Annotated in this window: 13 protein-coding genes; 8 read left to right on the forward strand and 5 right to left on the reverse strand. The window is 56.2% G+C overall.

Annotated features, from left to right (window positions below; translation table 11 throughout):
* The first annotated feature begins 9 nt into the window (after nt 1-9).
* Nucleotides 10-381, forward strand: coding sequence for a hypothetical protein (locus tag VFX97_13200; protein ID HEX5704153.1), 372 nt, complete (start codon nt 10-12; stop codon nt 379-381).
* Nucleotides 382-522: 141 nt separating this feature from the next.
* The gene (locus VFX97_13205) at nt 523-3,819 is read left to right on the forward strand and encodes a carboxypeptidase regulatory-like domain-containing protein (GenBank protein ID HEX5704154.1); all 3,297 of its coding nucleotides are present in this window, start codon (nt 523-525) and stop codon (nt 3,817-3,819) included.
* Between the two features lie 182 nt (nt 3,820-4,001).
* Here VFX97_13205 and VFX97_13210 read toward each other — a convergent pair whose 3' ends face one another.
* A complete protein-coding gene (locus tag VFX97_13210; protein ID HEX5704155.1) occupies nt 4,002-4,349 on the reverse strand; it encodes a hypothetical protein in 348 nt (115 codons plus the stop codon).
* A 222-nt stretch (nt 4,350-4,571) separates the two neighbouring features.
* Between VFX97_13210 and VFX97_13215 the strand changes: the two genes are divergently transcribed.
* Both VFX97_13215 and VFX97_13220 read left to right on the forward strand, forming a co-directional pair.
* Complete coding sequence (locus tag VFX97_13215) at nt 4,572-5,297, forward strand: DUF4388 domain-containing protein (protein HEX5704156.1); 726 nt, start codon at nt 4,572-4,574, stop codon at nt 5,295-5,297.
* Nucleotides 5,298-5,330: 33 nt separating this feature from the next.
* A complete protein-coding gene (locus VFX97_13220; GenBank protein ID HEX5704157.1) occupies nt 5,331-5,867 on the forward strand; it encodes a GNAT family N-acetyltransferase in 537 nt (178 codons plus the stop codon).
* Between the two features lie 36 nt (nt 5,868-5,903).
* Here VFX97_13220 and VFX97_13225 read toward each other — a convergent pair whose 3' ends face one another.
* Both VFX97_13225 and VFX97_13230 read right to left on the reverse strand, forming a co-directional pair.
* A complete protein-coding gene (locus VFX97_13225) occupies nt 5,904-6,665 on the reverse strand; it encodes a hypothetical protein (protein HEX5704158.1) in 762 nt (253 codons plus the stop codon).
* A 193-nt stretch (nt 6,666-6,858) separates the two neighbouring features.
* The gene (locus VFX97_13230) at nt 6,859-7,077 is read right to left on the reverse strand and encodes a hypothetical protein (GenBank protein ID HEX5704159.1); all 219 of its coding nucleotides are present in this window, start codon (nt 7,075-7,077) and stop codon (nt 6,859-6,861) included.
* Nucleotides 7,078-7,229: 152 nt separating this feature from the next.
* On the opposite strand from VFX97_13230, the gene VFX97_13235 reads away from it, so the two are divergent.
* Together VFX97_13235 and VFX97_13240 are read left to right on the forward strand one after the other, a co-directional pair.
* Nucleotides 7,230-8,219 (forward strand): PDZ domain-containing protein, encoded by a 990-nt coding sequence (locus VFX97_13235; GenBank protein ID HEX5704160.1) that lies wholly within the window; start codon nt 7,230-7,232, stop codon nt 8,217-8,219.
* A gap of 145 nt (nt 8,220-8,364) precedes the next feature.
* Nucleotides 8,365-9,117 carry a PDZ domain-containing protein gene (locus VFX97_13240; protein HEX5704161.1) on the forward strand — a complete coding sequence of 251 codons (753 nt, stop codon included), beginning with the start codon at nt 8,365-8,367 and terminating at the stop codon, nt 9,115-9,117.
* Nucleotides 9,118-9,119: 2 nt separating this feature from the next.
* On the opposite strand, the gene VFX97_13245 is transcribed toward VFX97_13240, so the two are convergent.
* A complete protein-coding gene (locus VFX97_13245) occupies nt 9,120-9,440 on the reverse strand; it encodes a hypothetical protein (protein HEX5704162.1) in 321 nt (106 codons plus the stop codon).
* Between the two features lie 87 nt (nt 9,441-9,527).
* On the opposite strand from VFX97_13245, the gene VFX97_13250 reads away from it, so the two are divergent.
* Nucleotides 9,528-10,322: a hypothetical protein gene (locus VFX97_13250; GenBank protein HEX5704163.1), complete on the forward strand. Its 795-nt coding sequence runs from the start codon at nt 9,528-9,530 to the stop codon at nt 10,320-10,322.
* 105 nt (nt 10,323-10,427) lie between these two features.
* On the forward strand, nt 10,428-12,257 hold the full coding sequence (locus tag VFX97_13255; GenBank protein HEX5704164.1) for a hypothetical protein: 1,830 nt from the start codon (nt 10,428-10,430) through the stop codon (nt 12,255-12,257).
* Between the two features lie 18 nt (nt 12,258-12,275).
* Here VFX97_13255 and ligD read toward each other — a convergent pair whose 3' ends face one another.
* Nucleotides 12,276-13,280, reverse strand: a complete 1,005-nt coding sequence (ligD, locus tag VFX97_13260; protein ID HEX5704165.1) for a non-homologous end-joining DNA ligase — start codon at nt 13,278-13,280, stop codon at nt 12,276-12,278.
* Nucleotides 13,281-13,323 lie beyond the last annotated feature (43 nt).

Raw genomic sequence — 13,323 nt, forward strand, 5'->3', positions numbered from 1 at the left:
GAGAATAATGTGAATGTAATTGGATTGACTCACGTCACGGTCAGATTAAGGAGTTTTGCCACGCCAAGCGGCGCATACGAAGCGGACTTTCTCGTTGACACTTGGGAAACTCACTCGATAGCCCCGGCCGCAGAGCTGCGCAATGCCGGCATTCACCCGGCGGGCCAAACTACGTATGAACTCGCTAACGGTCGATTGGAAGAATATGAGTTCGGACTAGCCGAAATCAGTGTCATGGGCGAAATTACGGCTGGGCGCATAATCTTCGGGCCTGACAATATCGATCCAATTCTAGGAGCGACGACGTTGGAATCGGTTGGCATCACCATCGATCCAGTTACCCGAACGCTTAAGCGATTGCCCGCAATTCCCTTAAAGTGATCGCATTTCGCCTTGCTGAATACAATCCAACCTGTTGACCGCAATTATTGAGTGAATCCTTGAGCTAGGCCTCCGCGAATGCTAAAGTCTGCCGCCTAAGCAATCCAATTCAGGTTCCAAGTTTCAAATCTCAAGTTCCGGATGCAGCGACTCCTTAACAACTCATGGATGGCCGTCCTGTTGTTTTTGCTCGCTCTGACATCGCCAACCTTTGCGCAGGATCTCGACAACGTGACGATTTCCGGTCGCGTCATGGATCAGAATGGCGCGGTGATTCCCGGCGCGTCAGTGACGACGACGCTCGTCAAGACCAAGAGGGAACGTACGGTCGTGGCGGATGACGATGGGCGCTACAAGATCATTCAGCTTGAGCCCGGTGTATATACGGTCAAGGCTTCTTTCGCGAACTTTGCCGCCGAAGAAAAAACGGATCTCGTTACGGTTGCGGGGCAGAATGTGCAGCTCGATTTCACCCTGAAGCCGGCCGGTGTCACTGCCGAAACAGTGGTGGTCACGCAAGCGAGTGTGCCGGAAGTTGACACGTCGCGGACGGTGGTCGGCGGAACCATCACCACCCAGGAAGTTGAATCGCTGCCCAACAGTTCGCGCTCGCCACTGGATTTGATTTTCACCCTGGGGGGCGTCAGTGAAGAGGCGCTCTCAACGCGCGGTCTCGCTGAAGATCGCACTGGGGCGCAATCCACGCCTGAGGAATCCGGCAACTTTTCTCTGTCCGGCGGGCCGGCTTACTCAAACAACATCACGATTGACGGTTTGGACAACAACGATGACCGGGCGGCGCGCGAACGATTCACGCCGTCATTGGAAGCTGTCGAGGAAGTTCAAGTCATTCGCAACCAGTTCGCCGCCGAGTATGGGCGCGCGTCTGGCGGGCGCATCAACCTGCGCACGCGTGGCGGCTCGAACAAATTTCACGGCCGCGTTTACGAGTTCTATCGGAACGACATCTTTAACGCGAACACCTTCAACAACAAGCGGCTCGGCTTCGTGCGACCGCCCTACGAAGAACACAATCCAGGCGGGACAATAAGCGGCCCCGTCGTGCTGCCGTTTTTCAACGGCCGCAACCGCACTCACTTTTTTTCTTCGTACGAATACAACACCATCCTCGATTCGACGACGATCGACACTCTCGTGCCGGTCGATCAGAATCCGTTGTTTCCTCTGCCGCCGCCCACCGGCACCGGTTTAACGAGAGCGGAAAATCCTTCTGCCCCCGCGTTAATCGCCGCGAATGGAATTGCGCCTTTCATCGAAGGCGTCAGCACGCCGCAAACCAGTCACATATTCACGACGCGCGTCGATCATAAGTTCACCGACATGCACAACGGGCAGGTCAATTTTCAACTTGGCCGGTTCAAGAATTTGCGCCAGTTCGGCGGCGGCAGTCGACTCGCTGAATCTCTGCAAGCGCGCACCCGAAATACCGATTCGATTGCCTACCTCGACAATTACGTCATCTCTTCGAAAGCGGTCGCCCAGACGCGTGTTCAATGGTCCAGTCTAACACCCGCCCTCGCCGCGCAGGGTGGCGGGAGCCCCGTCGTGCTCATCGACATCAACGATTCACAAAGCCTCGTGACGGGGACTCTGGTGGCGGGCAGCTCAACCACCGGCGCGACTGATCGAAGTGAGACTCGCTGGCAAGGGCAGGAAATTTTCGCCTATCTCACCGGCAACCATTCGCTGAAGTTCGGCGGCGATGTGCAATGGATCAAATCCACCTTCATTGATCTGTCAGATGCTTCGGGCACCTTTGACTTCGATAGCTTCGGAGATTTCTTGGCGAACCGCCCCAGCCGTTTCCGGCAGAACTTTCTGACGACCTCGACGCAGCGGAACACTTACGTCGGCGTTTTTGCGCAGGACGATTGGCGCGTGCGTCCAAATCTGCTGATTAGTTACGGCCTGCGTTGGGAGAACGAAAGCATTGTTCGAGATCGGAACAACTTCGGACCACGGTTCGCCTTTGCCTACGACCCGTTCAAGTCGGGCAAGACTGTGATCCGGGGCGGCGCGGGAATTTTTTACAACCGCGCACTGTTGCGCACGATTGATGACTTCACGTTAGGAGCGCAGCAACTGTTTCTCGACACGGACGACATTCCGGTCGCGCAACGTGCCGCGGTGCTGGCGCAGATTACTTTTCCGCAGCCGTTGACGGAGAGTTCGCCGCTGGTCACGCAATTCGGCAGTTTGAATGCGGGATTTTCGCGCCGTCTTGATCCGACTTTGCGCATTCCCGAAAGCTACCAGGCGAATGTCGGCATTGAGCGAGAGCTGCCGAAGCGTTGGGTGGCCGAGGCAAATTACACTTACAACCGCGGCATTCATCTCTGGCGTGAATTCAACGTTAACGCGCCGCGTCTGCCGGCGGGATTCAACAGCTTCACGCAATTTCTTTCGACGCGCGACTTTCCGAATTTCCTGAGTGGCCCCGGCGGTACCCGGCCCATTCTGAATACCACCACGGCCGGAGATATCGTCCGGTTTGTTCTCAGTCCACCTAATCCGGCCGATCCAAATGCGACCGTGCGCATTTTTGAGTTAGGCGTGCCGGTGTCGCTGATCAATCTCAATGCGTTCACGTCCACTACCCAGGTGAATGCGGCACTCGGCGCACTGAATTCTCTACGCCCTGACCCGGCCCGCACCGAAGTTGAGCAATTGATCTCCGTCGGCGACAGTTTTTATCACGGACTGACCTTTGAAGTGCGTAATCGCTGGCGGCAGAAAGCGAGCGGCGCCGGCTTTTCTTTCCGGGCCGTTTACACTCTGTCGTTTATGAAGGATGACGGCATCGTAAACACTTCGGACGCGCTGGTTCCGGGTGATTTCAATCGCGAATTGTCGCGCAGCCTGCTCGATCGGCGCCATCGTTTCGCCTTCTCGGGAACTTTCGACACGCCGCGCATTCTTGGTCTTTTGCGTATTTCACCGATCGTGCGCCTCGCGTCCGGCGCGCCTTTCAACCTCAGCCTCGGCGGAGTCGATCGAAACCTCGATGATGTCAGCAACGACCGTCCGAACTTCACCGGCGACCTGAGCTTGCTGCAATGGCGACGGCCGGGTGAGCCAATCGATCCTTCGATCCTCAATTTCTTTTCGCTGCCAACGATCGGCCAATCAGGAAATCTGCCGCGCAATGCCGGCACTGGCCCCGGTCAGTTTATTTTCGATTTGAATGTCTCGCGCGAGTTCCGTTTGAACGAGAAAATGCGCATGCGCTGGAGCGTTGAATTCGACAACGTGCTAAACACCACGGTCTTCAGTTTCGGCAGCGAGTTCATCGACTTCAACGCGTTCGGTCCGACCGCTACCCCGGCACAGAGACAAGCCTTCCTCGATCAGTTCCTCGTCACCACCCGCACCATGCGTCCGAGACAAATTCGGCTCGGAGTAAAATTCGATTTCTAACCGTGGAGGCAGTACCGGGAGCGGTAGCGACCGGGTCCTCTTTCATCGAACGATGAAGATTCGCCTCGGGGGCACCCGGTCGCCACCGCTCCCGGTACTGACCTCATCGCCCAACCTTCCAAAAAAAACAAAAAGCCTCTGCCGAAATCGACAGAGGCCTTAGTTACCTATCTTTTTTGATACTACTTAAATTCGAGTACGAGATTCTTTTCGCAAAAATCGAATTCTACCGGCTCGGACTCTTCGCCGTCCGCGAAAACTGCTTTGAAAATCCATTCGCAGTTTCCGTTGTCGGTCGATTTGTCCCAAACAAGTTCTTCCGTGTCACCGGCACCAATGCCAGAGCCAATATCAAAATAGCCCCACTTCTTTCCGTCTTCAGACACAAGAATCTTCTTGATCTTCTGAGCGGTGTTGTTGTGGACTTTGAATTTATAATCCGCAGCGTGAGCAAAACTTGTGTTAAAGCTCGCGAGCGTCAAGACCATTGCAAACACAACGGCCTTAGCTAATTTCGTATAAACGTACATTCATTTTCTCCAGTTGATTTTTTACTGCCGAGGTTTAAGCGGCGGGTGCCGGTTTAGAACATCCGGCTCGGCGATAATACGGAACGAAGGCGGGATCGCCAAGCTGACAAGTATTTTTGCGACGGCGGGACGCTGGAAATTGGGCGTTGTGATCAATGTTTAGCGAGCTTCCGCCAAAACTTCCTTATGCTAAACTTCGCCAAGTTCTAGTCACCGCGATTCATGGCAAACGATCAAAAAGAGGCAGTGGGTGAGGTCGAGACCGCGTTGCTCGACGCTGATTTGTTTCTCAAGTATGGCTCGGCGGATCGGGCCATGAAGCGCTTGAAGACGGCGCTCGAACGCGCGCCTCGATCGATTAGCCTGCGCGAGCGCATGCGAGAAATCGCTTCGGCACACAAGCACCCTGAAGAAGCTGCTCGTCACTGCCTGGCGCTGGCCAGCCTTTACATCGAACGTGACAATTTTGACGCCGCGCACGATCGCTTGCTGGAAGCGAAGCAACTCGACACCCGCATTTCGATAGCCTCAGGTCTCGAGGCTATTCGCCGCGCGCGCCATCCGGAAATAAAAGCCGAAACCGTTGCGCCCCGAAGCACGCCGTTCACGCGAAAGACCAGCGTTACGTTTGCCGGCGACTTGTCGGTAATCAGCGTCTTTGACGCGATTCAGGCGATCGAGAATTCGCGGCAGACAGGTGTGCTGACGCTGCAGAACAGCACGCAAACCGCGACGGTTTTCTTTAACGATGGGCAAATCGTGGGCGCCGAATGCGGCAAGCTCGTAGCGCAGGAAGGCTTTCGACAGATTGTCGAAATCACCGGCGGCACATTCGATTTTGAGAAATCAGTGCAGCCTCATCCGGTGACTATCGAAGCAGCGAGCAACACCAACCTGATTCTCGATAGCTTACGTCAGATGGACGAAGAAGCAGTGAGCAGTGAGTAGTTGCCTGTTTTTGGAACGTAGCTTTAACTCTCCTTGGACTACACAATCCGCAAAGCTAGCCTGGATGATCGAGACGCGATTCAAGAACTGATTGCGGCGTCAGCGCGGGGCTTGAGCCAAACCGATTACTCAGACCAACAGATCGAATCGGCGATCAGCGATGTCTTCGGCGTGGATACGTCACTAATCGCAGACGGAACGTACTTTGTCGCCGAGCACAACGACGGATTAGTCGCGTGCGGAGGCTGGAGCAAGCGGAAGACGCTGTTTGGCGGCGACCAATTTGCGACACGCGACACGACGGAACTTGATCCCCGGTCCGAGCCGGCAAAGATCCGCGCATTCTTCGTTCATCCGCAATGGGCGAGGAAAGGACTGGCGCAGGCAATTTTGTCGCGCTGCGAAGCTGAAGCGCGCGCGGCCGGTTTTCGCTCAGTCGAACTAATGGCCACGCTGCCCGGAGTTAAGTTTTACGCAGCCTGCGGATACGAGGAAGCGGAACAGTTCGATTACGAAATGGCGAGTGGCGGCACGTTGCGGTTGGTGCCGATGAGTAAGGAATTGTTATAGGACAAGGTCAAGCTGCCTGCGCTCCCAACGCTGCAGCTAATCAACCAGCACACGAGTCTCGAGCGCTTCCGCTCGCTCGAACGCGGATAGCAGGCGCACATACTGAATGAAGTTACGGCTGCGCTCATGTAAACGCGTCGCTTCCAACTCGCTGACCTCGTTGCGAAGAATCAGATCAAGAAAGTCGTAGTAGTCAGCCGTAGCCATAGTCGGAAACTCCCGCGTGTAAGTCGTCACTTCTGCGTCTTCCGAACGAAAGCCGGCAAGCACATCAAAGATATTGTCGGTGGTGAGCTGCCTACCTGCGCGCGCGAGCTTAATCGGTAATCGCAGTTCAAAGAACCGCAACCCGGCGGCCGTCGTAACGCGCCGTAGTTCCTTGGTGGCTTCACCGTCAAAAGGCGATTCGGGATCGATCAGGATGTGAAGCAGGCGTGGCCAGTCGGCGGTGTCGAGAGTGTCCAACGCTAATTGCACGCGGTTGGCAATAAACTTCTCGAACTCGACATCAATCGGGTAGTTGATACGTCCCAGGCAACCGAGTGCTTCACCCTGACCGGCAACTTCAAGCGGCAGGCACGCCGGGCAATCTGCGCAGATCACACTTTCTGCTTGCAACCGGTCGATGTCGGCCGCTGCATCTTGAATCCATTTCAACTTGTCTTCAGTCGGAGCGGAGCGGTCGCCGGTCGTGATGGCCGCATGCAAGCTGCTCAAACGACCCCAATCGCGCAAGTGCTGTTCCGAGTAGCGGGCGCGCAAGATGCAGGGATACTGAACGGCGAATTCCAGCGACATGGGGTCAATCAGTGAGCGGTGGGCGGTGGGCAGTGAGCAGTCAAACTCTTCTTGGTCTTACGGTCTTAGGTCTTTGGTCTCAGTTCTTTGGTCTTAGGTCTTAGGTCTTAGGTCTTAGGTCTTTGGACTTTGTTGTACTACAAATCACTGCCCACTGCTTCCTGCCCACCGCCCACTGACCACTGCCCACTGACTACTTATTGTGATCGATGATTTCGACGATCGCCGAAAAAGGGACTTTGACGATTTGGCCGTCGGCGCGTTCCACTTTTACGCTGGGCGTCGTCAGCGCCTGAGTTGTCTTCATACTGCGGACAATCCCCCGGACACGCGCGCCATCACGCGTAACGACTTCAACATTGCCTTTGCCGTAGAGCGGCTGCAGCGCGGCGAGAGCTTTGGTAACTTCCATTGTTTTACGATTAGGTTTAATGAATACTACTCGCTCCGATTCGAATCCGGAAACGGCGCGTGTGCTAAGGACTGGAACACCGGGAATTTCGACGCAACCATTCCATCCAAGTAGTCGTATAATTTTGCGCGGTTCACTAAACCCAGGAATCAATGCAGCCTCAGGACAATTTGAACAATCCGTCAGGCGGAACGGGTGACACCGGAGGGATCATCTGCTCCGAATGTGGCGCCCCCATGCCCCAGGGCATGCGTTTCTGCCGCGCGTGCGGACATCGCCTGGGCGAAGGCTCAGCGGAGTACACCGAAACCGTGCGGTTTCCACACGCCACGGCGACAGGAGGAGGGCAAGGAGCTCCCTTCACTCCGAATTACGCAGGCGCGATCGCTCAACAACCCGGCGCCGGTTTTCCTTACAAGAAGAAGCGAAGAATTAGCGGCATGGCCTGGATCATCATCCTGATCGCCGCGCTGTTCGTGTTGGGCGGGGTGTTGACCGCTGTGCGCAGGAGCGTTAGTCGCCCACCCTTTTCAGCGGGTGCCCCAGCAACGCGTTCTTACTTCGGCGTCAACGGATTTGAAGATGGCACGGGTGGCGTCACATTTGACAATGTCGAACCACCCGGAAGCCCTGCCGACAAGGCCGGCCTGGTTGGTGGCGATATCATCACCAGCTTCGATGGCCAGTCCATCACTGATGAAGACGACATGATGAGGGTGTTGCAAAGGACGCCAATCGGCAAGACTGTCCCGCTCACTTATCTTCGTGACGGCGAGCTAAAGACGACATCATTGACGACGTTTTCTCGAGAAGAATCGAATGGGCTTGAGAGTATGTTTGCCAACCGGCCTGAGGGGATCGGCCAATTCGGTTTTGAGGAAGACGACTCGAAACCGGTGACGGTGCCGGGAGAAAAGTTTCGTGGTGTGCGAGTTGGTGGCATTAGTCCGAGCGGACCGGCAGCACTGGCCGGAATTCAAGACGGTGACATCGTTACTGAGTTTGACGGGATTCCAATTCGAACGGTCAGTGAACTCGTCGCGCGCGTGCGCCGCGCTCTGCCCTACAGCACCGTCAAGGTTAAGCTCTTCCGTGGATCAGGACCGCTGGAGATCCCGGTAAAGATTGGAAAACGCGGCTAGGCGATGCGCCGCAAGTGATGTGGTCTCGCGCATCGGATTCCCCTTCTCACATCACAGTTTTGGAGCAGGCCTTCCGATTCATAAATCGACTCAAGTTGAGCCGAGGTGTAAGCAGGTCCGCTGTTCGCTAAACTCCTAAACATATATGGAAGCTCCGAAAAACCTGGATCATCCCATTCCCAACAAACGCAGGCGTCGGGTTGGCGGAATGACATGGATTCTGATTGGTATCGCGCTGCTTTTCGCGGTCGGTGGTGTTATGACCGCATTGCGCAAGAACGTCGTCCCTCCCACGACAATTTCGACGCCGCCCCAATCGTATTTAGGCATCAATGAATTTGAAGATGCTACTGGAGGCGTGACGTTCCAGGACGTATGGCCACCTGATGGGCCCGCGGACAAAGCCGGTCTGGTGGGCGGCGACGTCATCACCGTTTTCGATGGTCATGCAACCGTGGATGAAAAAGAGATGAGGCGGTTGCTTGCCACCACGCCGTCCGGTAAGACGGTCGAAATCGTTTACATCCGCGACGGCGAGACAAAAACGGCCAGCCTGACGACTTTGTCTCGCTCGGAAGTAGAAGATCTCGACGGAGCCTTTACCAACCGTGGCACGTCGCGCGGTCAACTTGGATTTGAAGATATCGACACCGTGCCGGTGCCCGGCAAAAACATCAAAGGGGTACTACTCGAACGTATTAACCCCAGTGGTCCGGCCGCGCTCGCTGGGCTGGTAGAGGGAGATATCATCATCGAATTCGACGGCGTGCCGATTCGCACGGTAAGCGAACTTGTGGTGCGGGCCCGGCGGGCAGTTCCCTACAGCACGGTAAAAGTCATTGTCATCCGCGGGAATGAACAGCTCGAGATTCCCGTGAAGGTCGGCAAGCGAGGGTAGCCTCAGGCACCGGCCGGCTTCGCGTGCTCGCGCATCCGATTCTCCATTTCAAGCCGCGCTTCTTCTCGATCTTCTTCCGATTCATCGGCTTCAAAAGCTTCGAACAGTGCGAAAGGCTGTTCCGCGATCAAGCGCAATTCCCATGCTTCGCGGCCCGCGTGTGACGCACGCGCAAACCAGAGCGCGTCGAAATCTGATTCGCGAATTTCCGCGTCGCGGACGAGATCGGCTGCTTGTGAAACCTGTGAAAAGGTTTCCGGTCGCGCCAGCACGCGGCGCAATTTCCAGCCATGTAGCTCATAAGTGGCGATAATATCCTTCATTAGCTCCAATGAATCGCTGACCGTTGAGTATAACGCGCGGTTGGCGGATACGCCCGAGGCGATTATTATTGCTCGTCCCTGACACGCGTGCTTAACCCCCGTTCACAGTTCCATCGAGTCCTTCAAGAAGCGCTCACTGCGCGCGGTTTGACGCTGGCGGAGATTTGTCCGGCGGACGATGCGATCGCGCAACGCGTGCTGTGCGACTACGGCGCGATACATGTTGGGGGCAAAGAGATTCTGGCCCCACCCAGCTGTGTGTTCACTTCAGAAGAAGCGGTCGCAGATTTTCAGAAGGACGCCGGTTGGGCCACCGCGCGAATCGACGAGCACCTGATCGAGTTACAGCCAGCCGCGATGAAGGCGCTGTTGAAAGCGCGCTCGGTGGCGTTGGCCGAAGGGTTGAACATTTCTCCGCGCGATGGAGCTGAAGGAACCCGCCGCACCTACAGCGACACGGTGCGGCTTTGGAATACGCGTTTTCTGCCGGCCCTGGATCATTGGCAAGAACTTGGGCGCTTAACGCGGCAGCAGACTGAGCGGCTGCGAAGCTTGCCCGTCATCGAGCAGGTGGGTGAAGTGTTGGAGCTGGAGAAGGACGGGATATTCTTCAGCAAAGACTTTTCCAAATCGGTGCTGTACTCGATTGCGGCGCCGGGCACCTCGCAACACATCGCCATGCTGGCGTTCGACGCGAACGAATTCCCTGATCCACGAGTGCGTGAGATTTTTGCCGATCACGGATGGTTCCAAACGGTCCTGAGCGACCTGCCCCATTTCACGTTCCTGGGCCTGAAGGAAGCGGAACTGCCGGCGCGCGGGTTGAAAGCCGTAGAAGTTCAGGGGCAGAAATTCTGGATTCCCGACGTGGATTGCCCCTGATCGGTCGCATTTGGCATCCACCGGCGTCCCGGGCTCATCTGACTTTTCGACCATTTGGAAGTCATTAACGCATCCGCTAACATCATCAATTCCTGAACCGCACAAATGTTTAAGCGATTTTCTTTTGCTCTAGTTTTCACGGCCTGCGCGCTGGGTATCGCTCATGCGCAAACTGCCGCACCGGCGCAAACGCCACGACCCAACGCCCCGGCGCAAAATACTCAGGCGGCATTCGACTTAGCCGAATACGGCGTTCGGCTTGAACCAGACCAGCGGCTGATCGTGGTGATGGCTGCATTGGATGCTGCCGGATTCGATCCCACGGCGGCGGGCAAAGAGCGTTCAGCATTTCGCTCGCTCGTGCGCAAGGATAATGAGTCGCTCGACCCGGGTTTGCGCGAGCGCTTGAAGACGTTTTTTGAACGCAACAAATTGCCGGCCACAGCTACCGCAGCGCAACAGGCCGCGCGTTACGTTTCGCTGGCCTACGCGCTTGGGCCTGTGCCTTCACTCGAGCCCCCCGACCGTTCAGACGATTTGCCAGGAGGTGTGCTCGAAGTGCTCGATTTCGCGCCGCTCGTGCGCGAGTACTATCAGAAATCAGGCATCGATGAGCGATTAGTCTCGTATCTTCGGGCGTATCAGGCCGAAGGTGATCGCATTCGCAAACCGGCCGGAGAAATGGTGCGCGCGGTTCTGTCTTACCTGCACACGCGGCCCATTACCACGACGCTCGAGCGTGTGCGAGTGCAGAGTCCCGACAACAAAAAGAACGCGAAGACGGCGACGACCACTGTGGAACATGAGCGCCGCTTTTTCATCGTTCCGGATTTGTTGGCAACGCCTGGCGTAATCAACTTACGGATCATCACCGACGACTATTACGCCATCGTTCCCGAGGGGACTGATCCTACTTCTTCTGAATTACGCCGCGCATACATTCAGTACGTGATGGACGCGCTGGTGCTGCGTAACAACAAAGCAATCGCCGCGCGCCGCGAGCAAGTCAAGCAGTTGATTGACGCACGCACCAAAGAAGGCGCGACTATTTCGCCGGACGTGTTCGTGGTGGTGGCGCGATCTCTGGTCGCCGGCGCCGATGCCCGATTTGAGGAAGCAAATCGTTTGGCCAACGTGGATGCGTTGCAACGCGCGCGATTGGCTCGCGCGAAAGACGAGGCTACCCGGGCCAGCATTGCTCGTGATGCGCAATCTGCGCGGGCGGCGATCGCCGACGAAGCTGTCGCTCGCTTGGCTGAGGATTACGAAAACGGCGCCGCGCTTGCATTTTATTTTGGAGATCAAATACGAGACGTGGCCACCTCGGGATTCGATCTCTCGAACTTTCTCGCGGACATGATCAATGGTTTCGATCCGGCGCGCGAGACCAGGCGGCTGGCTGATGTGGCTGCTGCGCGCGATCGGGCCATTGCGGCCCGGAAAGCTCACCCCAGGTATTCCGCCTGGCTTATCGATCCGTCGTCGGAAACTCGCGGGCCGGTTGATAACGGGCGCACGGCCGCCCTGACGCGCTCGCTCAAAGAAGTCGAGACGCTTTTGCAGACCAGGAGCTATCCGGCAGCCGAAACCAAACTGAAGGCTCTGTTAACGGAAAATCCGGGCGACGCACGTCTGCTGTTTGCCATGGGCCAAACCGCCAGTCTTTGGGCACGTGATACGACCGACGATGATTTGCAGGAGCAGAGGTTGAATGCGGCCCTGGCAAATTACGGTTTTGCGGTTCAGGCCGCGTCGCCGGAAACAGATCGCGCGTTGCTGTCCCGCGCACACGAAGCAATGGGGCGGATTCTTGCTTTTCTCGAGCGCAACGATGAGGCGACCAAAGAATTCGAAGCGGCAATCAAGATCGGTGAAGTTGCCGGGGGAGCTTACAAAGATGCGGTTGAAGGCAAGCGGAAACTAGCGCAGCCTTAGCTGCTCCTCAGTCGATAACTAACGTCCCAACTTCAGCGTCTGCGCAGTCGCAAAAAATTCTTTCCACGCATCGCCGTTTTTGCTCACCAACTGCGGGACATTCTGGATCGTGAAGTCTGAGATCTTCACTCCCTTCTCAACCTGTTTCCACGTTAAGGGCATTGAGACAGTGGCGCCGGGTTTCGCGCGCGCGCTGTAAGGCGCAGCGATCGTCTTGCCGCGTGCATTCTGCATCGCATCCACGTAAACCTGCTGTTTCTGACGTTTCGCCAGCGAGCGTTGAATCGTCGCGATCTTCGGGGCCCGCTGTGCGACTTCGGCGGCCAAAGCTTCCACCAGGGCCGCGACTTTTCGGAATTCGTATTTCGGTTTCAAAGGCAGATAGATGTGAATGCCGGACGACCCGGATGTTTTTGGAAACGCCGGCAGCTCGAGCTCATCAAGCACTTCTTTGCACACCAGGGCAACACGCAGAACGTTCTCCCAGGGCGCCTGCTTCGGATCAAGATCCAGCATCACGTAGTCCGGCTTGTCCGGATGCTTCACGGTCGAGTGCCACGGATGCTGTTCGATGTTTCCCTGATTCACAAAGTGCAGCATTGAACCGATAGTCGTAAACACTGCGTAATCCAGTTCACGGCCTTCCTGATTGGTGCGGCGAATCGTTTTGACGAAGGCCGGCGCGCTTTCCAAATCCTGCTGGAAAAACATTGGCGCCTTAATCCCCCGTGGGTAACGCTGCAGGATCGCAGGACGATTTTTCAAGAACGGGAGAATGTGCGGTCCGATTTCAAGGTAGTAACGAATCAGATCAAACTTGGTCAGCTTCTCATCCGGCCAATAGACCCGATCCAAACTGGTGAGAGACACACGTTCGCCTTCAACGGCGAGAATGGCATCGCCTTTAGGCTTTTTGAGCTTCAGAAATTCTTCGACGGAAATCGCCGTTCCCGTTTTCTCGCGGGTCTGCTTCACGCCGGTCTCTTTCTTTAGACTCGATCGCTCTGTCTTACGGGGTACCATTCGGAAAATCTTAGCATTCCGGGAGACAGATCCCCGCGAGGAG

It is taken from the genome of Pyrinomonadaceae bacterium, assembly GCA_036277115.1.
GTDB lineage: Bacteria > Acidobacteriota > Blastocatellia > Pyrinomonadales > Pyrinomonadaceae > UBA11740.